This is a genomic window from Pseudomonas sp. H2_A10 (assembly GCF_054680085.1).
This window is the reverse complement of sequence record NZ_CP162821.1, coordinates 4408646-4435117: the sequence shown is the minus strand read 5'-3', so window position 1 is coordinate 4435117 and position 26472 is coordinate 4408646. Positions and strand designations below refer to the sequence as shown.

4 protein-coding genes and 1 pseudogene are annotated in these 26472 nt (G+C 62.4%); 2 read left to right on the top strand and 3 right to left on the bottom strand.

The genetic code is table 11. The features are described from left to right. Positions 1–165: 165 nt before the first annotated feature. Positions 166–20754, top strand: a pseudogene (locus AB4O23_RS20655) (non-ribosomal peptide synthase/polyketide synthase); the annotation flags it as partial. Positions 20755–20815: 61 nt separating this feature from the next. Further along, positions 20816–21775, top strand: a complete 960-nt coding sequence (locus AB4O23_RS20650; protein WP_065878290.1) for an alpha/beta hydrolase — start codon at positions 20816–20818, stop codon at positions 21773–21775. A gap of 55 nt (positions 21776–21830) precedes the next feature. Here the strand turns inward: AB4O23_RS20650 and AB4O23_RS20645 are convergent, their stop codons facing one another. The 3 genes from AB4O23_RS20645 to AB4O23_RS20635 all read right to left on the bottom strand — a co-directional run bounded on the left by AB4O23_RS20645 (position 21831) and on the right by AB4O23_RS20635 (position 26466). Continuing rightward, positions 21831–22106, bottom strand: a complete 276-nt coding sequence (locus tag AB4O23_RS20645) for a bacteriocin immunity protein (RefSeq protein ID WP_065878292.1) — start codon at positions 22104–22106, stop codon at positions 21831–21833. A gap of 1 nt (position 22107) precedes the next feature. Continuing rightward, positions 22108–23823 carry an S-type pyocin domain-containing protein gene (locus AB4O23_RS20640; RefSeq protein WP_068934733.1) on the bottom strand — a complete coding sequence of 572 codons (1716 nt, stop codon included), beginning with the start codon at positions 23821–23823 and terminating at the stop codon, positions 22108–22110. Between the two features lie 228 nt (positions 23824–24051). Further along, positions 24052–26466: a TonB-dependent siderophore receptor gene (locus tag AB4O23_RS20635; protein ID WP_460069245.1), complete on the bottom strand. Its 2415-nt coding sequence runs from the start codon at positions 26464–26466 to the stop codon at positions 24052–24054. Positions 26467–26472 lie beyond the last annotated feature (6 nt).

The window sequence follows — 26472 nt, the reverse complement described above, 5'->3', positions numbered from 1 at the left end:
TATGGCGTGCAAAAGTTAATCGAGTCGGTGGGAGCGCTTTCTGCGAAGGAAAGGAAGGCGCTGGCCGTCTTGCTCAAGCAAAAAGGAATTAACCTGTTCGGTGTTGCGCCTATCTTCAAGCGTGACGCCGACGAGCCTCTATTGCTTTCATACGCCCAGCAGCGCCAATGGTTCCTGTGGCAACTGGAACCTGACAGCGCCGCCTACAACCTGTCCAAGGCGCTGCGCCTGACGGGTAGCTTGAATCTTGACGCCTTGAATAACAGCCTGGCGGGACTGATGGCTTGCCATGAAAGCCTGCGCACCACGTTTGTCCAGGGCGCAGACCGTGTGCTGCAGTGCATTGCCGCGACAGGCGGCGCATCGCTGGTGGCCGAGGCCCATGAAGCCCGATGGGCGGCCGAAGGTGAGGTCGGCTTGCAGGCCGTGGTAGAAGCCGAGATCGCCCAGCCGTTCGATCTGGCAACGGGGCCGCTGATTCGGGCTCGTCTGCTTCGGCTTGCCGAGGACCAGCATGTGCTGGTTCTGACCTTGCACCACAGCATCTGTGACGGTGCTTCCTTGCAGGTCATGGTCAATGAGTTGGTGCAGCTGTACGCAGCCTTCAGCCAGGGGCACCCGGCACAACTGCCGGCGCTGCCGGTACAATATGCCGACTATGCACTGTGGCAGCGGCATTGGATGGAGGCGGGGGAGCGCGAGCGTCAATTGGGCTACTGGCAGGCCCAGTTGGCCGGCGAGCAGCCGGTACTTGAGCTGCCCACCGACCATGCGCGCCCAGCGGTGCAGAGCTTTGCCGGCGCCTCGGTCAACGTTGAGCTGGGCGCTCAGCGCCTGGAAGCGCTCAAGCGTCTGAGCCAGCGTGAGAACGTCACCACGTTCGTGGTATTGCTTGCCTCGTTCCAACTGCTGCTGCACCGCTACAGTGGCCAGGCGGATATCCGCGTCGGTGTGCCTATCGCCAACCGCAGTCGCAGTGAAACCGAGCGGCTGATCGGCTTTTTGGTCAATACCCAAGTGCTGCGCACTGAAGTGGATAGCCGCACCAGTGTTCGCGGTCTGCTGCAACAGGTGCGCAAAACCGCATTGGATGCGCAGGCGCATCAGGACTTGCCTTTTGAGCAGTTGGTTGAGGTGCTGCAACCCGAGCGTAGCCTGAGCCGTAACCCGCTGTTCCAAGTCATGTTCAACCACCAGGCCGAAGACCGGCAGGCTACGTCCATGCAACTGCCCGATTTGCAGGTGCAGGGGCTGGAGTGGGAAAGTCACTCGGCGCAGTTTGACCTGACGCTCAATACCGTTGAGCACGGCACTGGGGTTTCGGCAGGCTTTACCTATGCCTCGGACCTGTTCGACGCCTCGACCATCGAGCGCATGGCCGGCCATTGGCTCGCACTGCTCGACGCGATGCTGGCCGCGCCAGAACAGCCGGTTGAAACGTTGTCGATGCTGGCCGCCAGCGAACGCAGCACCTTGCTCGACGGCTGGAACGCCACCGCCACCGACTTCCCATTGCAGCACACCGTGCAGCAACTGATCGAAGCCCAGGTGCGGCACACCCCGGACGCGCCGGCGCTGGCGTTCGGTGAAGAGCGCCTGAGCTATCGCCAGCTCAACGAGCGCGCCAACCGACTGGCGCATTACCTGATCGCGCAAGGCGTTGGCCCGGACGTGCTGGTGGGCGTGGCGGCCGAGCGCTCCATCGAAATGGTTGTGGCGCTGGTGGCCATCCTCAAGGCCGGCGGCGCCTACGTGCCGCTGGACCCGGACTATCCGCAGGATCGCCTGAGCTACATGTTCGAAGACAGCGGCATTCAGTTGCTGCTGACCCAGGAAGCGTTGTTGCAGCGCCTGCCGATCCCGGTGTCGATCCGCAGCGTGGCGTTGGATCAACCGGGCGACTGGCTGGCGGCTTACAACACGTCCAATCCGTGCGTGGCCCTGACCGGCGAAAACCTCGCCTACGTGATCTACACCTCCGGCTCCACCGGCAAGCCCAAGGGCGCGGGCAACCGCCACGTGGCGCTGACCAACCGCCTGTGCTGGATGCAAGCCGCCTACGGCCTGGACGCCAGCGACACGGTGGTGCAGAAAACCCCGTTCAGCTTCGACGTGTCGGTGTGGGAGTTCTTCTGGCCGCTGATGACCGGCGCGCGCCTGGTCGTGGCGGCGCCGGGTGATCACCGTGACCCGGCCAAGCTGGTCGAGTTGATCAACCGCGAACAGGTGAGCACTTTGCACTTTGTGCCGTCGATGTTGCAGGCGTTTTTGCAGGACGACGCCGTCAGCAGCTGCACCGGCCTCAAGCGCATCGTGTGCAGCGGTGAAGCGCTGGCGGTGGATATCCAGCAGCAGGTCTTCGCCAAGTTGCCGAACGCGGGGCTATACAACCTGTACGGCCCGACCGAAGCGGCCATCGACGTGACCCACTGGACCTGCATGGACGAAGGCCGTGACAGCGTGCCGATCGGCCAGCCGATTGCCAACCTGGCCACATATATCCTCGACAGCAGCCTGGAGCCGCTGCCGGTGGGCGTGACCGGCGAGCTGTACCTGGCGGGCGTCGGCCTGGCGCGGGGTTACCACCAACGCCCAAGCCTGACCGCCGAACGCTTTGTCGCCAGCCCGTTCGTGGCCGGTGAGCGGCTGTACCGCACCGGCGATTTGGCGCGTTACCGCGCTGACGGGGTGATCGAATACGCCGGGCGTATCGACCACCAGGTGAAGATCCGCGGCCTGCGTATTGAACTGGGCGAAATCGAGGCCCGCCTGCTGGAGCATGCCGCCGTGCGTGAAGCGGTGGTGGTGGCTCGCGATGGCAAGCAACTGGTGGCTTACGTCGTTTTGGAGCCGGCGGCGGACGCCGATTGGCAGGCGCAGCTGAGCGCTCACCTGCACAGCGGCTTGCCGGATTACATGGTGCCCGCGCAATGGATGGCATTGGCGCAACTGCCGCTGTCGGCCAACGGCAAGTTGGACCGCAAGGCGTTGCCGGTGCCGGACGCCAGCCTGCAACAAGCGGTCTACATCGCGCCTGAAACCGATCTGGAACAGCGCATCGCGGCGATCTGGCAAGAAGTGCTCAAGCGTGAGCAGGTGGGCGTCACTGACAATTTCTTTGCCCTGGGCGGTGACTCCATCGTGTCGATCCAGGTGGTCAGCCGTGCCCGTCAGGCCGGCATCATTCTGACGCCTAAGGATGTCTTCCAGTATCAGACCGTCCAGAGCCTGGCGCGTGTCGCCCAGGTGGGCACGGCGCGGCTGATCGATCAGCAACCGGTCACTGGCGCCACCCCGTTGCTGGCGTTCCAGCAGTGGTTCTTTGCCACGGATATTCCCGCGCGGCATCAGTGGAACCAATCGTTGTTGCTCACGTGTGCCCAGACCATCGACCCCTTGCGCCTGGAGCAGGCCTTGCAGGCGCTGCTGGCGCATCACGACGCGCTGCGTCTTACCTTCACGCCGCAGGGCCAGGCCAGCCATGCTCGCGTCGAACCCGGCCAGGCATTGCTGTGGCAAGCCCAGGCAGATGATGACGTGCAACTGCAGGCCCGTTGCAATGAGGCCCAGCAGTCGCTGAACCTGCAAGACGGCCCGCTGTTGCGCGCGCTGCTGGTGCAAATGGTCGATGGCAGCCAGCGTCTGCTGCTGGTGATCCATCATCTGGTCGTCGACGGCGTGTCCTGGCGAATCTTGCTGGAGGACCTGCAAAGTGCCTACGCACAACTGGCCTCGGTGCGCCGGGTAAAATTGGCGCCCAAAACCAGTGCCTTCAAAGCCTGGGCCGAGCAGATGACGCAACACGCCATCAGTGAGGGCGTGCAAGGGCAATTGAACTATTGGTTGCAGACACTGGGTGATGACGCGGGCGATCTGCCCTGCGACAACCACCAGGGCGGCCTGCAGAATCGTCACGCCGCTACCGTGCAGACGCGCTTGGGTGCCGACCTGACCCGGCGACTGCTGCAAGACGCTCCAGCGGCCTATCGCACACAGGTCAACGACCTGTTGCTGACTGCGCTGGCGCGGGCGCTCTGCGGCTGGACCGGTGCCGACTCCAGTGTGATCCAGCTGGAGGGCCACGGCCGCGAAGACCTCTTTGAACAGATCGACCTGAGCCGCACGGTAGGTTGGTTCACCAGCCTGTACCCAGTGCGCCTGACACCCGCCGCCGACCTTGAGCAATCGTTGAAAACCGTCAAGGAGCAATTGCGCGCCGTACCGGAAAAAGGCCTGGGCTATGGCCTGCTGCGCTACCTCGGCGGCCCGGCTGAACGGGCTGCCTTGGCTGAGCGGCCGGAGCCGCGCGTAACGTTCAACTATCTTGGGCAATTTGACGGTCAGTTTGATCAGGACGCCATGTTCGTGCCCGCCAGTGAATCCTCGGGCAGTGAACAACATGCTGATGCACCGCTGGGCAACTGGCTGACCGTCAATGGCCAGGTCTATGGCGGGGAGCTGAGTCTTGAGTGGACCTACAGCCGCGAGATGTTCCACGACGCCACGGTGCAACGGCTGGCCGATGCGTATGCCGTTGAGCTGGCCGCTCTGGTCAGCCATTGCTGCGACCTTGGACACAGCGGAGTAACCCCTTCGGACTTCCCGTTGGCCGGCCTGTCCCAGATGCAGTTGGATGCGCTGCCTTACTCGCTGCGCACGATCGAGGATATCTACCCGTTGTCGCCCATGCAGCAGGGCATGTTGTTCCACAGCCTGTATGAGCAGGAAGGAGTGGACTACATCAACCAGCTGCGCGTGGACGTGGATGACCTCGACAGCGATCGTTTCGAGGCCGCGTGGCAAGCTACCCTGGCGGCGCATGAGAGCTTGCGCAGTGCCTTCCTCTGGCAAGGCGTATTCGAACAGCCGGTGCAGGTGATCACGCGTCAGGTCCAGGTGCCGCTGGAGTTGCTCGACTGGCAGGGCCGTGACGACCTTGCCACGGCACTCGACGCCGCCGCCGAGGCCCAGCGCAACAGTGGTTTTGTACTCGATCGTGCGCCATTGCTGCGCCTGTGTCTGATCCGCACGGCTCAAGCCCGACATCATCTGATCTTCACCAATCACCACATCCTGCTCGACGGCTGGAGTAACGCGCAGCTGTTCGGCGAGGTGCTGCAACGCTATGCGGGGCTCCCCGTGGCTCAGTCGGCGGGGCGTTACCGTGACTACATCGCCTGGCTCCAGGCGCGCGATAACGCCGCCAGCGAACAATTCTGGACGGCGCAACTGGCCGCACTGGACGCGCCGACCCGGCTGGCCGACAGCGTGTCGGGAGGGGTGGCCGGCGTGACTGGGCATGGCGAACTGATACATCTGCTGGATGGCGCCGCCACTCAACGCCTCAACGCTTTTGCCAGGGAACAGAAAGTCACCTTGAACACGCTGGTGCAAAGCGCCTGGCTACTGCTGCTGCAGCGCTATACCGGCCAGGCCACGGTCGCCTTCGGTGCGACGGTGTCGGGCCGACCGTCGGCCTTGCAGGGGATCGAACAGCAAATCGGTTTGTTCATCAATACGTTGCCGGTGATTGCCGGCAGCCAGGCGCAGCAGACCGTGGCTCAATGGCTGCAAACGGTTCAGGCACTGAACCTGAGCCTGCGTGAGCACGAGCACACGCCGCTGTTTGATATCCAGCGCTGGGCCGGGCAGGGCGGTGAAGCCTTGTTCGACAGCATTCTGGTGTTTGAAAACTACCCCTTGTCGCAAGCCTTGCAACAAGGGCAAGGCAGCGGCCCACGCTTCGGTGAAGTGTCGACGCTGGAGCAAACCAGTTACCCGCTGACAGTGGGCATCAACCTCGGCGAGACGTTGTCGCTGCACTACGGCTACGCCTTGCGCAGTTTCTGTGAACCGGTGATTGCCCGCCTGAATGCGCAGTTGCTACACCTTCTTGAGCAGTTCAGCCAATCGCCTCAGCGGCCGACCGGTGCACTGGACCTGCTGACCGCCGACGAATGGGCGCAGCTGCGTGCCGGCAATAGCCCTCAGCCCTACGCCGTGCAGCCTTATGTGCATGAGCGCATCGCCATGCAGGCGCCTGGCAGCGTTGCGCTGATTGTCGACGGCCAACCGGTCACCTACGCGCAATTGGACCGCCGCGCCAACCGCCTGGCTCATGCGCTGATTGCCGAAGGGGTCGGCCCGGAAGTTCGCGTCGCCGTGGCCATGCCGCGTGGCGAGCAACTGATGGTGGCACTGCTTGCTGTGCTCAAGGCGGGCGGCGCCTATGTGCCGCTGGATGCGAGCTATCCGCAGGAGCGCTTGGCCTACTTGATGCAGGACTCCGGTGTCGCCTTGTTGTTGACGGACTCGCGCCTGGCTGAGCGATTGCCGAAGATTCCAGGCTTGCACACGCTTGAGCTGGATCGCCTGGACCTGCGCGACGGGCCCGAAACCGCGCCGCAGCTCGACCTGCACCCGGATAACCTGGCCTACGTCATCTACACCTCGGGCTCCACGGGGCAGCCCAAGGGGGTCAGCGTCGCCCACGGCCCGTTGTCCATGCACTGCCAGGCGATCGGCGAACGGTACGCCATGACTGCAACGGACTGCGAATTGCACTTCATGTCGTTTGCCTTCGACGGCGCGCATGAGCGTTGGCTGACCACACTGACCCACGGCGGTCGTCTGCTGATGCGTGACGACAGCCTGTGGACGCCGGAGCAGACCTACGCCGCCATGCACGAGTACGGGGTGACCGTCGCCGCATTCCCGCCGGTGTACCTGCAACAATTGGCCGAGCACGCCGAACGCGATGGCAACCCGCCGCCCGTGCGCATCTACTGTTTCGGCGGCGACGCGGTACCCCAGGCCAGCTTCGAACTGGCCCGGCGCGCTTTGCGTCCCGAACACATCATTAATGGTTACGGGCCTACCGAAACGGTGGTCACGCCGCTGATCTGGAAAGCCGGCCCCGACCTTGAATGTGGCGCGGCGTACGCGCCGATCGGCAGCCGCATAGGTGACCGCAGCACGTACGTGCTGGACGATCAGCTCAACCCATTGTCCCAAGGGCTCAGTGGCGAGTTGTACCTGGGCGGCACGGGCCTGGCGCGCGGCTATCTCAATCGGCCGGCGATGACCGCCGAACGCTTTGTGCCGGATCCTTTCGGTGTTCCCGGTGCGCGGCTGTATCGTTCCGGCGACCTCGTGCGCCAGCGGGAAGACGGCACCACCGATTACATCGGGCGCATTGACAACCAAGTGAAAATCCGTGGTTTCAGGGTTGAACTCGGCGAAATCGAAGCACGCCTGCAGGGGCGGCCTCACGTGCGTGAGGCGGTGGTGGTCGCCCAGCCAGGCTTGAGCGGGCAGCAACTGATTGCCTACGTGGTGCCGGCCGATGCGGCGCAACTGCAGGATGCTCGCCTGCCAGGCTTGATCAAGATGCAGCTCAAGGAGGTGCTGCCCGGCTATATGGTGCCGGCGCATGTGCTCGTGCTCAGCGCCTTTCCCTTGACCCCCAATGGCAAACTCGATCGCAAGGCATTGCCCAAGCCGCAGGCCGGTGTGTCTGCGCTCGACTATGAGGCCCCGCGCAGCGAGCTTGAACAACGAATTGCCACCCTCTGGGAGGAAGTGCTGCGCTTGGACCAGGTGGGGCTGAACGACAACTTCTTCGAGTTGGGCGGTGACTCGATCATCTCTATTCAAGTCGTCAGCCGCGCCCGCGTGGCCGGTATTCATTTCACGCCCAAGGACCTGTTCCAGCACCAGACGGTGAAAAGCCTTGCGGCGGTGGCTCGCACCGACGGCAAGCGGGTTGTGATCGATCAAGCGCCGGTCAGTGGTGACGCGCCGCTGTTGCCGGTCCAACAGGTGTTTTTCGACCAGGCTGTTCCCGAGCGCGATCACTGGAACCAGTCAGTGTTGCTCAAGCCTTACGCACCGTTGGACGCGGCTTACCTGGAGCAGGCCTTGCAGGCGTTGGTGGTGCAGCATGACGCATTGCGCATGGCGTTCACCTCGCAAGCGGCTGCCCGGTACCTGCTGCCGACTCAGTTACAGGCCGCGCCGCTGCTGTGGCAAGCCCAGGTCGCAGATGCCGAAGCCTTGCTGGACCTGTGTGAGCAGGCCCAGCGCTCGTTGGACCTGGCGCGTGGGAGCGTGGCCCGTGCGGTGCTGGCGACGCTTGCCGACGGCTCCCAGCGACTGTTGCTGGTGATCCACCACTTGGTGGTGGACGGTGTCTCCTGGCGTATTTTGCTTGAAGACTTGCAGAGCGTTTACCGGCAGTTGGTCGCCGGCGGCACGGCGCAACTGCCAGCCAAGACCAGCGCGTTCAAAACCTGGGCCGAGCGCTTGCAGGCGCATGCCAGTGGCCCTGCCTTGCTGGCCGAGCTGCCGTTCTGGCAGGCGCAGCTGGACGGTGCCCCTGCACATTTACCGCGTCAGCGTGCCGATGGCAGCCTGCAAAGCCGTTACGCCCACACCGTAGAAAGTCGCCTGGACAGCCTGCAGACGCGACAGCTGTTGCAAGTGGCGCCCGCGGCCTACCGGACTCAGGTCAACGACATGCTGTTGACGGCGCTTGCGCGAGTGATTTGCCGCTGGACGGGGCAGGCTTCCACGCTGGTTCAAATGGAGGGTCATGGCCGTGAAGAGGTATTTGACGACCTGGACCTGACACGTACCGTGGGTTGGTTCACCAGCCTGTTCCCGGTCAAGCTTTCGCCGGCCTCGACCCTGGCTGATTCGATCAAAGGCATCAAGGAGCAACTGCGCGCGATTCCCCAAAAAGGGATTGGGTTCGGCGCGCTTCGTTACCTGGGCGACGAAGAGGTGCAGCAGGCCTTGCGGGCATTGCCGACACCGCGCATCACCTTCAACTACCTGGGCCAGTTCGATGGCAGCTTCGACGAGGCCGAGGGCGCGCTGTTTGCGCCATCCGGCGAACAGGCGGGCGCCGAACACAGCCTGGAGGCTCCACTGGGCAACTGGCTGACGCTCAATGGCCAGGTGTACGCCGGGGAACTGAGTGTGGACTGGCGCTTCAGTTCGCAGATGTTTGATCCCGCGTGCATTCAACGCCTGGCCATTGATTTCCAGGAGGAACTTGTTGGCCTGATCGAACACTGCGCCCACCACCAAGGGGTGACGCCATCGGACTTCCCGCTGGCACGCTTGAACCAGGCTCAGTTGGATGCGCTGCCGATCGCGGTGGCGCGTATCGAGGACGTCTACCCACTGTCGCCGATGCAGCAGGGCATGCTGTTCCATACGTTGTATGAGCCCGATAGCGTGGACTACATCAATCAGATGCGTCTGGATGTCGACGGCCTTGATCCGCAGCGTTTGCGCCAGGCCTGGCAGGCGGCGCTGGATGCGCATGACAGCCTGCGCAGCGGTTTCGTCTGGCAGGGCGAGCTGGAGCAGCCGGTTCAGGTGGTATTCAAGCAGGTCGATCTGCCTTACGCACTGCACGATTGGCAAGGCCGCCAGACGCTGCAAAGCGACCTCGATGAACTGGCCGCCAGCCAGCGCGAGCAGGGGTTTGAACTCACGCAGGCGCCGTTGCTCAACCTGCAATTGGTACGTACGGGCACTGCACGGCACCACTTGATCTTCACCAGCCATCACCTGCTGATGGACGGCTGGAGCAGCTCCCAGTTGCTCGGCGAAGTGTTGCAACGCTACAGCGGCCAGGCGCCTGCAGGCGCACCCGGGCGCTACCGCGATTACATCGGCTGGCTGCAAGCCCAGGACGCTGATGTCAGCCAAGGGTATTGGCGCGAACAACTGGCCTTGCTTGATGAGCCCACGCGCCTGGCGCAGGCGCTGGCTTACAACCCGCACGCGGGTGTATCCGCCAGCGGTTATGGCGATCACTTCCTGACCCTGGATCGCGCGCAAACCCGGCACCTCGGTGATTTCGCGCGGGCCAGCAAGGTCACGCTCAATACGTTGGTGCAAGCGGCGTGGCTGCTGCTGTTGCAGCGCTACAGTGGCCAGGCGTCGGTAGCCTTCGGCGCGACGGTGTCGGGGCGCCCGGCACAACTCAAAGGCGTCGAGCAGCAAATCGGCCTGTTTATCAACACATTGCCGGTCATTGCTCGCCCATCCGCTGAGCAAAGTGTTGCGCAATGGCTGCAAGGGGTGCAGGCACAGAACAGTGCGTTGCGTGAGCATGAACACACGCCGCTGTTTGATATCCAGCGCTGGGCCGGGCAGGGCGGTGAAGCCTTGTTCGACAACATCCTGGTGTTCGAAAACTACCCGGTCTCCGAAGCGTTGCAGCACAGCGAGCCTGCCGAGCTGAGCTTTGGTGCGGTACACAGCCATGAACGCACCAACTACCCGCTGACGTTGCTGGTTAACGTGGGCGAGCAACTGGCATTCCAGTTCAGCTACATGGAATCGAAGTTCAATGCTTGCGCCGTTGCCGGGTTGGCGGCTTGCCTGGAGACGCTGTTGGCCCGGCTTGCCGAGTCTGCCGAGCGTGCCTTGGGTGAGGTCGATATGCTGCCTGCCAGCGAACGCAGCACCTTGCTCGACGGCTGGAACGCCTCCGCCACCGACTTCCCATTGCAGCACACCGTGCAGCAACTGATCGAAGCCCAGGTGCGGCACACCCCGGACGCGCCGGCGCTGGCGTTCGGTGAAGAGCGCCTGAGCTATCGCCAGCTCAACGAGCGTGCCAACCGACTGGCGCATTACCTGATCGCGCAAGGCGTTGGCCCGGACGTGCTGGTGGGCGTGGCGGCCGAGCGCTCCATTGAAATGGTCGTGGCGCTGGTGGCCATCCTCAAGGCCGGCGGCGCCTACGTGCCGCTGGACCCGGACTACCCGCAGGATCGCCTGAGCTACATGTTCGAAGACAGCGGCATTCAGTTGCTGCTGACCCAGGAGGCGTTGTTGCAGCGCCTGCCGATCCCGGTGTCGATCCGCAGCGTGGCGTTGGATCAACCGGGCGACTGGCTGGCGGCTTACAACACGTCCAATCCGTGCGTGGCCCTGACCGGCGAAAACCTTGCCTACGTGATCTACACCTCCGGCTCCACCGGCAAGCCCAAGGGCGCGGGCAACCGCCACGTGGCGCTGACCAACCGCCTGTGCTGGATGCAAGGCGCCTACGGCCTGGACGCCCGCGACACGGTGGTGCAGAAAACCCCGTTCAGCTTCGACGTGTCGGTGTGGGAGTTCTTCTGGCCGCTGATGACCGGCGCGCGCCTGGTCGTGGCGGCGCCGGGTGATCACCGTGACCCGGCCAAGCTGGTCGAGTTGATCAACCGCGAACAGGTGAGCACTTTGCACTTTGTGCCGTCGATGTTGCAGGCGTTTTTGCAGGACGACGCCGTCAGCAGCTGCACCGGCCTCAAGCGCATCGTGTGCAGCGGTGAAGCGCTGGCGGTGGATATCCAGCAGCAGGTCTTCGCCAAGTTGCCGAACGCGGGGCTGTACAACCTGTACGGCCCGACCGAAGCGGCCATCGACGTGACCCACTGGACCTGCATGGACGAAGGCCGTGACAGCGTGCCGATCGGCCAGCCGATTGCCAACCTGGCCACATATATCCTCGACAGCAGCCTGGAGCCGCTGCCGGCGGGTGTGACCGGCGAGCTGTACCTGGCGGGCGTCGGCCTGGCGCGGGGTTACCACCAGCGCCCAAGCCTGACCGCCGAACGCTTTGTCGCCAGCCCGTTCGTGGCCGGTGAGCGGCTGTACCGCACCGGCGATTTGGCGCGTTACCGCGCTGATGGGGTGATCGAATACGCCGGGCGTATCGACCACCAGGTGAAGATCCGCGGCCTGCGTATCGAACTGGGCGAAATCGAGGCCCGCCTGCTGGAGCATGCCGCCGTGCGTGAAGCGGTGGTGGTGGCTCGCGATGGCAAGCAGCTGGTGGGTTATGTGGTGCCCACCGAGGCCGGTTTTGGCGGCGTTGATCATGCGGTGCAACTCAAAGCCCACTTGCTGCGAACACTGCCCGAGTACATGGTGCCGGCGTCGATCCTGTTGCTGGCCCAGATGCCGTTGAGCCCCAATGGCAAGCTGGCGCGCAACCTGTTGCCGGCCCCCGAAACGGCCCAGGCACAGGCGTATGTGGCACCGGTGAATGCGGTCGAGGTGACGCTGGCGGGTATCTGGCAAACGGTGCTGGGCCTTGAGCAAGTGGGCGTCACCGACAACTTCTTCGCCCTGGGCGGCGATTCCATTGTGTCGATCCAGGTGGTCAGCCGGGCGCGTCAGGCCGGTATTCGTTTCACGCCCAAAGACCTGTTCCAGCATCAGACGGTACAAAGCCTGGCGTTGGTGGCCAAGACCGGTGCCGAAGCGCTGGTAATTGATCAATCCCCGCTGACGGGCGCGGCAGTGTTGTTGCCCCTGCAGCAGCACTTTTTTGAAGAAGTGAGTACCGAGCGTCATCACTGGAACCAATCGGTATTGCTCAAGCCACGCCATGCCCTCGACGCAGCGAGCCTTGCGCGCGCACTGGACGCGGTCTGCACCCATCATGACGCGTTGCGCCTGCGGTTTACCGAGCAGGAGGGCGCCTGGACGGCCCACTTCAGCGACGTGCAAGCGCAGTATTCGCTGCTGTCGCAGGTCAACCTTGACCGGCCGCAAGACCTTGCCGCAGCAGGCCTTGAAGCCCAACGCAGCCTGAACCTGCAAGACGGGCCATTGCTGCGTGCCTTGCTGGCGACGCTGGCGGACGGCAGCCAGCGCCTGTTGCTGATCATTCATCACTTGGTCGTCGACGGCGTGTCCTGGCGTGTATTGCTGGAGGATCTGCAAAGCGCCTACGCACAGGTTCCGTCCGCCCAGGCCATACGCCTGCCGGCCAAGACCAGTGCGGTTCAGCAATGGGCCACGCGTTTGCAGGGCTATGCCCGCAGCACCGGCGTGCAAGCCGAGTTGCCGTTCTGGCAGGCCCAGTTGCACGGCACCGCGCAGTTGCCGTGCGACTTCCAGGGCGGCGAGCGCTTGAATCGGCATGCGGTGACGATCCAGACGCAATTGGATGTGACCACCACACGGCAATTACTGCAACAGGCGCCGGCCGCTTACCGTACCCAGGTCAACGACCTGCTATTGACTGCCCTGGCACGCGTGATCGCCCGCTGGACGGGTGATCACGCCACGGGCATCGCCCTCGAAGGGCATGGCCGTGAAGAGGTGTTCGACGACTTGGACCTGACCCGCACCGTGGGTTGGTTCACCAGCCTGTTCCCGGTGTGCTTGCAGGTGGCGGACGACCTCGGCGCGTCGATCAAGGCGGTCAAGGAGCAATTGCGCGCTATCCCGCACAAAGGCCTCGGTTTTGGTGCGTTGCGCTACCTCGGTGACGAAGCGAGCCAGGCCGCGCTGCGTGGCCTGCCGATGCCGCGCATCACGTTCAATTACCTGGGGCAGTTCGATAACCAGTTCGATGACCAGGCCTTGTTCGTGCCGGCGGGCGAGTCGGCCGGTGCCGAGCAAAGCCTGGACGCCGAGCTGGCCAACTGGTTGACGCTCAACAGCCAGGTGTATGGCGGCGAGTTGAGCCTGAGCTGGACCTTCAGCCACAGGATGTTTGCACCGCAGACCATTCAGGCCCTGGCGGACGACTATGTGCGCGAACTGAGTGCACTGGTCGCCCATTGTTGTGATGACGCCCACAGCGCGGTCACACCGTCGGATTTCCCGCTGGCGCACCTCACCCAGGCACAACTGGACAGCTTGCCATGGGCGGCCCGCGCGGTTGCCGATATCTACCCGTTGTCGCCGATGCAGCACGGTATGTTGTTCCACAGCCTGTACGAGCAGGAAAGCGGCGCGTATATCAACCAGTTGCGTGTCGATGTCGACGGTTTGCAGGTCGAGCGTTTCCGCGCGGCCTGGCAGGCGGCGATTGATGAACATGACATCCTGCGCAGTGGCTTCCTCTGGCAGGGCGCGTTCGAGCGGCCGGTGCAAGTGGTGCACAAGCACGTGGTGGTGCCGTTGAGTCTTCATGACTGGCAACAGCACAGCGCGCTTGCAACGGCGCTGGATGACCTCGCCGAGCAAGAGCGCGTTCAGCCGTTCGATCTGCAACAGCCCGCACTGTTGCGCCTGACCGTGGTACGTACGGCGACCGATCGTTATCACCTGATCTACACCAATCACCACATCCTGCTGGACGGCTGGAGCAATGCGCAGTTGTTCGGTGAGGTGCTGCAACGCTACAGCGGTGCGCCGGTGGCGCCGCTTGCCGGGCGCTATCACGACTACATCGCCTGGCTGCAACGCCAGGATCGGGCTGTCAGTGAAGCGTTCTGGAAGCAGCAGTTGGCCCAGTTGAGTGAACCGACGCGCCTGGCCCATAGCATCAGCCAGGGTAGCGAGGCGCTTGCCGGCGGGCACGCCGAGCATGTGCGTGTGTTGGATCGCGGTTTTACCCAGCGCCTGGGCGAGTTCGCCCGTCAGCAGAAAGTCACCCTCAACACCCTGGTGCAGAGCGCGTGGCTGTTGCTGTTGCAACGCTACACCGGCCACGACACGGTTGCCTTCGGCGCGACAGTGTCGGGGCGCCCGGCTGAACTGGTTGGGGTTGAACAGCAGATAGGCCTGTTCATCAACACCTTGCCGGTGGTGGCCCGCCCACAACCGGAACAGCGACTGACCGATTGGCTGGCGCAATTGCAAGGCCAGAACGTTGCCCTGCGCGAGCAGGAGCACACGCCGCTGTTCGATATCCAGCGCTGGGCCGGGCAGGGCGGTGAAGCCTTGTTCGACAACATCCTGGTGTTCGAAAACTACCCGGTCTCCGCCGCATTGGAGCAAGGCGCAAGCGGTGGCCTGGGCTTCGGCACCGTGACCAACCACGAGCAGACCAACTACCCGTTGACGGTGCTGGTCAACCTCGGCGAGACCTTGTCATTGCACTTGAGCTATGACTTGGGCAGTTTCCGCACGGCCGCTATCGAGCAGATCGCCGAAGGCCTGTTGAACCTGTTGGGCTGCCTGGAGGGCGAGACGCTGCTGGGGGATATCGACCTGCTGCCGGCCAGCGAACGCAGCACCTTGCTCGACGGCTGGAACGCCACCGCCACCGACTTCCCATTGCAGCACACCGTGCAGCAACTGATCGAAGCCCAGGTGCGGCACACCCCGGACGCGCCGGCGCTGGCGTTCGGTGAAGAGCGCCTGAGCTATCGCCAGCTCAACGAGCGTGCCAACCGACTGGCGCATTACCTGATCGCGCAAGGCGTTGGCCCGGACGTGCTGGTGGGCGTGGCGGCCGAGCGCTCCATCGAAATGGTTGTGGCGCTGGTGGCCATCCTCAAGGCCGGCGGCGCCTACGTGCCGCTGGACCCGGACTACCCGCAGGATCGCCTGAGCTACATGTTCGAAGACAGCGGCATTCAGTTGCTGCTGACCCAGGAGGCGTTGTTGCAGCGCCTGCCGATCCCGGTGTCGATCCGCAGCGTGGCGTTGGATCAACCGGGCGACTGGCTGGCGGCTTACAGCACCGTCAACCCAGGTATCACCCTGACCGGCGAAAACCTCGCCTACGTGATCTACACCTCCGGCTCCACCGGCAAGCCCAAGGGCGCGGGCAACCGCCACGTGGCGCTGACCAACCGCCTGTGCTGGATGCAAGGCGCCTACGGCCTGGACGCCAGCGACACGGTGGTGCAGAAAACCCCGTTCAGCTTCGACGTGTCGGTGTGGGAGTTCTTCTGGCCGCTGATGACCGGCGCGCGCCTGGTCGTGGCGGCGCCGGGTGATCACCGTGACCCGGCCAAGCTGGTCGAGTTGATCAACCGTGAACAGGTGAGCACCTTGCACTTTGTGCCGTCGATGTTGCAGGCGTTTTTGCAGGACGACGCCGTCAGCAGCTGCACCGGCCTCAAGCGCATCGTGTGCAGCGGTGAAGCGCTGGCGGTGGATATCCAGCAGCAGGTCTTCGCCAAGTTGCCGAACGCGGGGCTGTACAACCTGTACGGCCCGACCGAAGCGGCCATCGACGTGACCCACTGGACCTGCATGGACGAAGGCCGTGACAGCGTGCCGATCGGCCAGCCGATTGCCAACCTGGCCACATATATCCTCGACAGCAGCCTGGAGCCGCTGCCGGCGGGCGTGACCGGCGAGCTGTACCTGGCGGGCGTCGGCCTGGCGCGGGGTTACCACCAGCGCCCAAGCCTGACCGCCGAACGCTTTGTCGCCAGCCCGTTCGTGGCCGGTGAGCGGCTGTACCGCACCGGCGATTTGGCGCGTTACCGCGCTGATGGGGTGATCGAATACGCCGGGCGTATCGACCACCAGGTGAAGATCCGCGGCCTGCGTATTGAACTGGGCGAAATCGAGGCCCGCCTGCTGGAGCATGCCGCCGTGCGTGAAGCGGTGGTGGTGGCTCGCGATGGCAAGCAGCTGGTGGGTTACGTCGTTTTGGAGCCGGCGGCGAACGCCGATTGGCAGGCGCAGCTGAGCGCTCACCTGCACAGCGGCCTGCCGGATTACATGGTGCCCGCGCAATGGATGGCATTGGCGCAACTGCCGCTGTCGGCCAACGGCAAGTTGGACCGCAAGGCGTTGCCGGTGCCCGAGCAGGTGCAAGAGGCGTATGTGGCGCCGCAATCAGCGGTCGAAACAGCCCTGGTGGGTATCTGGCAAGCGGTGCTGGGCCTGGAGCAAGTGGGTGTCACCGACAACTTCTTCGCCTTGGGCGGTGACTCCATCGTGTCGATCCAAGTGGTGAGCCGCGCCCGCGAGTTGGGTTTGGGCCTGAGCCCCAAAGACCTGTTCCAGTTCCCCACCGTGCGCACGTTGGCACTGCGTGTGGTCACTCTGGATGATCGCGACGCGCAATTCATGGCCACTCCAGGCCAAGTGCTGCACGGCCTCAGCGCCGAGCAGCTAGAGGACTTGCCGATCCCGCACGCCCGGGTGCAAAGCCTCTATCCGTTATCGCCGATGCAACAAGGCATGCTGTTCCTGGGCCTGAACGCCCCGGATGCCGAGCTGTATGTGAACCAGTTGTGCCTGCCGGTCACCGGCTTGCAGGTGGAACGGTTCAAGCAGGCGTGGGCGGTGGCGTTCGCGCGTCATCCGATCCTGCGCACAGGCTTCGTCTGGCAAGACCTGGAGCAACCGCTGCAGTTTGTCATGGACCATCTGGAAGTACCGCTGCGCGAACTCGACTGGCGCGGTTGCGCCGACATTGAGCAGCGCGTGCAAGCGTTGGCCGACAGCGAACGCGTGCAGGGGTTTGACCTGGACCAGCCGCCGCTGCAACGGATCATCCTGGTGCGCCTGGACGACAACAGCCATCAACTGGTGTGGACTTACCACCACATCCTGATCGACGGCTGGAGCATTTCGCAGTTGATCGGCGAGGTCTTGGCCCAATACTCCGGGCAGGCGCTGGCACCGGCCTTGCCGTACGAGCATTACATTGGCTGGCTGCAACGCCAGGATGCCAGGGCCGGCGAACAGTTCTGGCGCCGACAACTGGCCGTACTGGACCAGCCGACCTACCTGGCCGATACCGTCAACGCGATGCCCGAGGGCAAGGGCCACAAGGCGTTGTACAGCCGCTTCGACGCGGCCGCGACCGATGCGCTCAAACGCTTCGTCCAAAGCCAGCAGGTCACGCTGAACACATTGGTGCAAGCCGCCTGGTTGCTGCTGCTCAGTCGCTACAGCGGTCAGCGCAGTGTCACGTTTGGCGCCACCGTGTCGGGGCGTGCGGCAAGCCTGCCGGGTTCGGAACGTATCCTGGGCCTGTTCATCAACACCTTGCCGGTGATCCAGGAGATCGCGCCCCAGCAAACCGTGGGTGATTGGCTGCGGCAGTTGCAGGCCTATAACCTGGATATGCGCGAGCGCGAATACACGCCTCTGGCGGATATCCAGCGCTGGGCAGGCAAGGCCGGACAGGCGCTGTTCGACAGCATTATCGTGTTCGAGAACCAACCGATCGACCAGGCCCTGCGCGAATGGCAGGACGGCAGCCTGGCGTTCGGCGACGCCGCCAGCGCCGGCCTTACCGACTTCCCGATGGACCTGATGGTGACCCTCGAAGACGGCCTGGTGATCGAATACATGTACTTGCGCGAACACTTCAACGACGCCGCAGTGGAAGGCATTCGCGCCAATATGGAAGGCCTGCTCCTGCGTCTGGCCGAGGATGCCGGGCAAGCCCTGGGCGCCATCGGTCTGCCGCTGGCCACTGCGTCCGGGGCCGGCGTAGCGCCAGCGGCACGCACAGCGGAATGGGTGCATGAGCGCATCGCTCAGTGGGCGACCCTTCAGGGTGATGCCGGCGCAGTGTTGTTTGCCGAGCGGCGCTTGTCCTTCAGCGAGTTGGACCAGCGAGCCAACCGCCTGGCCCAGGCATTGATCGTCGAAGGTGTCGGCCCGGATGTACGGGTCGGCGTGGCCTTGCCGCGCAGCGAGGGCATGATCATCGCGCTGTTGGCGGTGCTCAAGGCCGGTGGCGCTTATGTACCGCTGGACGCCAGCTACCCCAGCGAACGCCTGGCCTACATGATGCAGGACTCCGGTATTGCACTGTTGTTGACCGAGCAGGCCCTGGCTGCGCAGTTGCCGATACCGGCCAGTGTGCATGTTCTGGCGCTTGATCAGCTGGTGCTTGACGCCTTCCCGGCCGTCGCCCCCAAGCTGAGCATTCACGCCGAAAACCTCGCCTATGTGATCTACACCTCAGGTTCCACCGGGCTGCCCAAAGGCGTGGCGGTCAGTCATGGCCCGCTGGCGATGCATTGCCAGGCCATTGGTGAGCGCTATGAGATGAGCCCTGCCGATTGCGAGTTGCACTTCATGTCGTTCGCCTTTGACGGCGCCCACGAGCGTTGGTTGACCACCCTGACGCACGGTGGCCGCTTGTTGATCCGCGATGACAGCCTGTGGACCCCCGAGCAGACCTATGCCGCCATGCACGCCCATGGCGTCACGGTGGCGGCGTTCCCGCCGGTGTACCTGCAACAGTTGGCCGAGCACGCCGAGCGCGACGGCAACCCTCCGCCCGTGCGCATCTATTGCTTTGGCGGGGATGCGGTGGCGCAGGCCAGTTTCGAGTTGGCCCAACGCGCCTTGCGTGCGCAGTTCATCATCAACGGCTATGGCCCGACGGAAACAGTCGTGACGCCGCTGATCTGGAAAGCCGGCCCCGACGCGGTTTGCGGTGCGCCCTATGCACCTATCGGCAGCCGCGTCGGTAACCGCAGTGCCCAGGTATTGGATATGGACCTCAACCCGCTGCCCAATGGCTTGGCCGGCGAGTTGTACCTGGGGGGTGAAGGGCTGGCGCGTGGCTACCTGAACCGGCCGGCAATGACCGCCGAACGGTTTGTGCCTGACCCTTCGCGGCGTGATGGCGCACGCATGTACCGCTCGGGTGACCTGGTGCGGCTGCGTGCGGACGGCACCGCTGACTACCTGGGGCGAATTGATCAGCAGGTGAAAATCCGTGGGTTCCGGATCGAGCTGGGTGAAATCGAGGCGCGCCTCAAAGACAGTGCCCAAGTGCGTGACGCCGTGGTAATCGCCCGCGATACCGGCAGCGGCAAACAGCTGCTGGGGTATGTCATCGCCGCTGACGGCAGCGCCGACGAAGGTCTGGTACAGCGCCTGCGCGAGCAACTGCAAGGCAGTCTGCCGGATTACATGGTGCCCACCCATTTGATCCGTCTGGAACAGTTGCCATTGACGCCAAACGGCAAGCTGGACCGCAAGGCGCTGCCAGAGCCATCCGCCAGTGTGGCGACGGCGGGCTATGTGGCACCGGTGAGCGAGGTGCAGAAGGCGCTGGCGGCTATCTGGCAGACCTTGCTAAAGGTTGAGCGTGTTGGGTTGGATGACAACTTCTTCGAACTGGGCGGTGATTCGATCCTCAGCCTGCAGTTGGTCGCACGTTGCCGGACGCTCAAGGGCCAGGGTTTTAGCCTCAAGCTGCGCGACCTGATGCAAAAACCGACGATTGGTGAACTCACCACCGAGGCTGCGGCCACTGAACAGCGTTCCCCGTTATTGGCACTCAGCCCGGCAGTGGCGGGGCGTGCGCCCCTGTTCTGCGTGCATGCCGGCTTTGGCACCGTGTTCGACTATGAACCGCTGGCTCGCGCGTTGGGCGCTGAACGGCAAGTGATCGCCCTCCAGTCGCGGATGTTGCTCGACCCGCTGTGGAAGGATCAATCGCTGCAGGACATGGCCCGCGACTATGTCGGCTATTTGCGCCAACAGCAGCCCCAAGGGCCTTACCACTTGGTGGGTTGGTCGTTGGGGGGCACGCTGGCGGCGTTGATGGTGGCGGAGTTGCAACGCCAGGGGCAGACGGTGGCGCTGCTCGGCTTGCTGGACACTTACGTGCCCGGTGAACCGGCAGCCCAGGCGGATGACTGGCAGGCCGACCTGCGCGAATTTGTCGACGTGACGCGGCATAGCCTGGCACCGCACCTGCAACCGTCCGGCGCGGAAACGCCTGACAACCTGCGCCAGCTGTTTACCGAAGCCTTGACCTGTGAAGGGGGCGATGCACACCGTCCAGGCTTCGGTGCCGAGGAACTGGCCCAGGTGTTCATGGTGGCACGTCACCTCAAGCGCCTCTCGTTGCAACTGGCGGCGTGTGAACACCTGCCGGTGCAACCTGAATGCTGGTGGACCGAGGGTCGTGCCGACGAGGCCGCGCGCCTGGCCGCGCAACTGGGGCAGGCCACCACCGGGCATGTGCTTGGCTGTGGTCACTTCGATGTGCCGCGCGCCGAGTCGGTGTTGCAGGGGCTGGTCAATGCGCTGGCACAGCCTGCCGCGGTCATCTGAACATTATTGGAATAAACGCCGGGCGAGGCACCACGCCCGCCCGGCTCAGCGAGTGTTTTATATGTCATTGAACCCGGATATTGCTGCATTTCTCGAGCTGGTAAACAGCGGTCGCGCGGCGGGAAAAAACCTGGCGATGCATCAGTTGTCGCCTGAAGAGGCGCGAGCACAATTCGACCTTTCATCGCAGATGATGGACGCCGGTGCCGCCGACCTCGAGCAGGTCGACAGCGTGAGCATCCCGACCCGTGATGGTCAGCGGTTGGCTGCGCGGTTATACAGTGCCCGCCCACTGAGCCCAGCCACGCCTTCGGCGGCCGTGCTGTACTTTCATGGTGGTGGTTACGTGGTCGGCAGCCTTGATTCTCACGATGCCCTGTGTCGCGCCCTGGCTGAAATCGCCGGCTGCGCGGTGGTGTCCGTGGCTTACCGATTGGCACCGCAATGGCGTTTTCCCACCGCCGCCCACGATGCCGCAGACGCCTGGCAGTGGCTGGTAGAGCAGGGCGCCGAGTTGGGCATCGACACCCGCCGCCTGGCGCTGGCCGGTGACAGCGTTGGCGGTAGCCTGGTGGCGGTGTTGGCCACGCAGTTGGCCGCCGAACGCGCGGCGGTCCAGCCACGCCTGCAAGTGCTGATTTACCCGGTGACTGACGCCAGCCGCAGCACACCCTCACTGGAGCGTTACGCCTCGGGTTACCTGCTGGAAAAAGACACGCTGCAATGGTTCTACGGGCTGTACGAGCGCGACGTCGCCGATCGCCGCGACCCACGCTTTTCACCGCTGCTCGGCGCGGTGCCTCCAGGCCTTGCGCCAACGTTGATGGTGTTGGGCGAATGCGATCCGCTGCACGACGAATGCCTGGCCTACGCTGCGCATCTACGCGAGGGCGGGGCGTTGGTAAAGGTGACGGTGTACCCGGGCATGACCCATGACTTCTTGCGCATGGGGGCGATCATTGACGAGGCTGAGCAAGCGCAGGAACAGATCGCGCAGGCGTTGCGGGAGGTATTCGCGTAACGGTTGGAGGAGGAGCCGGCTCCCTGCCGTCACGTGCGGTAGGGAGCTTGTAGGTTCAGGGCTGTTTGAAGCCGGGTTTGCCGTTGGCGGCTCGCCATTTTTTGACGACGTTAAGAATGCCAGCAGGGCTATCCTCTACGCCTTCTGCCGGATAGAAGATAAGGCCATTTTTTTCTGGGTGTTCTGTGACTTTCGTAAAGTGGTTTGCGAGTGTATTGATGTGTTTTCCAAGTGCGTCATCCTCAAGGTTGTGTTTGTTTGTAAAAAACTCCTCAAGCAGTTCGAGGAATTCAGCCTCTGTGTAGTCCTCGTACTTTTCTTTCAATAGCATGTTATTGATCCCCTTTTTTTGAGTGGGTTTGGATGTGCAGCCTAGGTGTCATGATGCGCATGTTGTCAATGTCGTATACAGCCCCGGAGGGGTGAACGGGAATAATATGATGAATTTCAAATTGGCCACGTCCACCAACTTGTTCGCTGGGAATTGTGAAAGGAGACGTTCCATTTTTAATCAGCGTCCTGTTCGCGCCTTTGAATTGAGCCGATAGCACGGGGTCAAGAGATACTATAGTCCAAAAGAATTTTCGGAAACTTTTGAAGTTTTTAAACTCTTTCCCCTTCAATTGATCAGCAAGTTGCGATGCGATAGCCGCGCCTTCCCCTCGCGATGCAGCATCCAACCAGTTGCCCGTTACAGGTTGTCCATTTCCTGTCACCACCCCAGGATCCTCCCGTCTATCCTTGAACATCACATAGATTGGAGGGATTCCCGAATCTGCAGGGAACACTGTGATGAAATCATCAAAGCTGGCTTCGACTACTCCAGGGAATATATCTGTTCGCCCTTCAATGGGCGTTACCGTGGCGCCGGGGTAGATCGCAGGTTCACTCTGTTCGGCGGGTGTGGTGGACGAGTTATTGCCCGGCTCAACGATAGGCGTCCACGTCAGGGTACGGGGCGGTGTGTTTGCCGTCGTGACGCTATACAGATTTTGTTGCGCGTCATAGGTCGCTGCCAAGACGTTCACGCGCGAAGGCAGTATGGCCCCATCGGTCTTGACTACGAAAACTTCTGATTGCCCGTTGGCGGCGGTTTTTGAGCTGAGTCGATAAGGCAAGTCAATCGTGCCACCTTCCGCCGCAATAGCGCTTAGATCATCCGTTGTATCGGGTAGGAGGTCTGAGAGCGGGGTACTGAACGTGTAGCGTTCGGGCAATTCGCCATTCGCGAGTTTTGGCGAGTAGAAAAGTGCTGAAATACCCACGATAAGTCCAGCGCCGACACTGGCAACCAAACCATTGAGTGCGGCGATGGCCGCACTGACCGCAGCGCGAAGCGAGAGTGTGGTTGTCTCCACCGAAATCACGGTACCGGCGGTGGTGACAAGCAACGCACCGGCCTTTGCCGCTGGGCCGGATACAGAAAACCGGTTGGCCGCTTGAATCTGGCGCGCCTCAAGCAATGCCTGTCGTGCCGCCGCTGCTTGCGTGTTGAGCACGTCAATTTGTGCTTGGATCAGTTTAGCTGCATAAGCCGCTTGATATGAACGAATGAAGCTGGCGTGATTCCTATCTCTTCCTTGACGGCCAAGTTGAGTGCCGAATGTACCGACTACATTCCTTCGAGTATCTGTCAACGGGTCTTTATAGAAATAAGCACTGACAATACTCTTTTGAATTTCAAGCTCCGTGCTTTTCGAGGCTGTCAGTTTGTTGATGGCTTCCAGTCGGAGGTTTATTTTCTCCATTGGCAACTGGCTACCGGTACCAGCCGTCCCTTCAAGTTCGGTAAGCGTAGCCTCAGTGGCTACTAACAGATTTTTATCGTTTTTATCGATCTCGGCTATGTAATGAGTGTCCAATGTGTCAATAAGTTTGTTGGCCGTAAGGTCAATGGCTTTTATAGTTCGGACTTCATTATTGATCTTGGTTGCATTGGCCCCACTACCCCCGCTGCCGATTCCGCCAGGAATAGTAATGGGTAATTCATTTACGGCATTGATTTCAGTAAGGCCCAACTCAATGGGCCCTTCACCTGATCCTGACATAGGACTCTCCTTGGTACGAATTTAAGTTCTTGTGAGAAATCGAATGTCCGGGTTTTAGGCGTTTATTGCTACTGTCCGTTCGGTCAGGTTGTGATGCATTTTTAATGCGTGTCTGTTGTCCCGTTAAACCTCACGTTGAATATCGCAACCAATAAAAAGGCGCATCAGCCAAGCTGATGCGCCTTTTTATTGAGAGGGGCTCCTGAACTACCGGAGCCCGAGGTGTGATCAGAAGTTGTACTTGAATGACGTCATCAGGTTACGCGGGGCTCCATAAACCCCGGCGCTGGTGGTGGAGTAGTACTCCTTGTCGAACACGTTGTTCAGGTTGACCGATGCCGACAGGTTCTTGGTGATGTCGTAACGCGCCATCAGGTTGGTGACCGCATAGCTCTTCTGCTCGTAGTACTTGAGGTCGAAGCCGGTTTTGCTCTGCCAGTTGATGCCGCCGCCGACGGTCAGCTTATCCAGCGGACCGGTCAGGCGGTACGAGGTGAAGGTCTTGAAGCTGTGGCGCGGAATCTGGGTCGCGATGCGCTTGTCATCCTGGTCGGTGGAGACGCTGTAGGTGTAACCGCCCGCCGCTTGCCAGCCTTCGGCCAGTTCGCCGTTGAATTCCCATTCCACGCCCTGGGTGGTGGTGCCCTTGCTGGTTTTGTAGGCTTGCCAGCCGGACGGGGTAAGGTTGCTGCCATCGGCAATGCCCAGGTTGTCCTGTTCGACCTTGAACAGGGCCAGGCTGGTGTTGAGGCGACCTTCGTTGAATGCCGCTTTCACGCCGGCTTCGTAGCCGGTGCCTTCCAGTGGGTCGAGGTAGGAACCGCTGGTGGTCTGCAACGACTGCGGGTTGAAGATCTTGGTGTAACTGGCGTACACGGACCAGATCTCGCTCAGGTCGTAGACCAGGCCGGCGTATGGGATGGTGACCCCGGTTTCCTTACGATTGGATTGGGTCACGTCGCCCGAGAAGTAGCGGGTCTCGTCGTCCTGCTTCCAATCGATTACGCGGCCACCGACGATCAGCGTCGTGTCATCGTTGAGGTGAAAGCGCGACGTCAGGTAGGCGCCGTACTGGTTCTCTTCGAAGTCCTGGCGGCCGGTATTGACGAAGTCCGGCTTGGCGACATTGCCGTTCCAGTCGCCGATCGCGCCAATGGTGCCGTCGTAGCTGCCGCCGGGACGAACCCAGCCGCCGTAGTCCGGTGCGTTTTCGTTGCGGATCTGCGACAAGGTCACGCCGGTGATCAACTCGTGCTCACGACCAAACAGTTGGAACGGACCGGTCAGGTAGGCATCCACTGCGTTCTGGATCGGGTTGCCCTGGAACTTGTTGGGCATGACGTAGGCACCCAGGTCGGTGGTCTTGTCGATGTCTCCCGCCAGGTAGACGATTTCGGAGTCGTATTTGTTTTCGTTGCGGCTGTACTCGACCTTGCCGCTCCAGCCGTTCTCGAACTGCTTTTCAAGGGAGGTGAAGAAGGTGGTTTGCTCGTGGTCGTAGTAGGACCAGTCGGCGCTGGTGTTGAACGAACGCTTGAAGTCGGTAAGGCTGCCATCGCTGTATTTGAGCGGGAAGCCGCTGCGCGGTGGCTGGTTAGTGTGCTGGGTCTGGTAGCTGAAACCGACGGTCAGCAGCAGGGTGTCCGACAGGTCGAATTCAGTGATGCCGTAGACCAGGTTGTTGTCTTGCTTGTAGCGGTCGATCCAGGCGCCCTGGTTCTTGTAGTCCACTACCAGGCGGCCGCGGATATTGCCGGTCTCGGTCAACGGGCCGGACACGTCGACGCTGGCGCCATAGCGGTCCCAACTGCCGGCTTCACCGCCAATGCTCACCTGGGCCACGTCGGTGGGGCGCTTACGGATCATGTTGATCGTGGCGGACGGGTCGCCCATGCCGCTGATAAGGCCAGTTGAGCCACGGACCACTTCGATGCGGTCATACATGGCCGTGTTCTGGGTGTAGTTGTCCAGACGCGAGGAGGTGGGCACGCCATCGATTTCATAGTTGTTGATGGCGAAACCGCGCGAGTAGTAGCTGTCGGTATCGGCGCCCAGGCCTTCACGCACCACGGTAATGCCGGAAACGGCTTCCAGGGTATCGGTCAGGTTGGTCAGGTGCTGGTCCTGAAGACGTTGCTGGGTGATCACGGTGATCGATTGCGGCGTTTCCTTGAGCGGGATATTCAGCCGGGTCGAACTGCTGGAGGAGTCCGTGGTGTAGGAGCCAGTACCTTCGGTGGTTGAGCCGGGTGCCTTGCCGGAAATGCTGATGGCACCCAGTTGCAACGAAGAGCCGGTACCGGGCGGTGTCAGCGAAATGGTGTTACCGGTTTGCTGATAGTTGATGCCGCTGCTCCCCAGCAGGGTATCAAGTGCCTGTGCGGGCTCAAGCGTGCCGTTCACCGGTGCCGACTGCAGCCCCTTTACCGTGTCAGCCCCGTATAGAATTTGCAGGTCGGCTTGATGGCCCAAGGCCTGCAACGCACTGGAAAGGGGTTGCGCCGGAATATTCAATGCAACAGGAGTGGCCTGGGACTGACTGGAGGCCAGCACCATGCCCACCATGGCGCTGGCCAACAGGGTTTTCTTGAATATCGGTCGTAGGGCGGTTGTCGCAGAGCAGCTTGGAGTTGGGGTGTTCATTGCGTT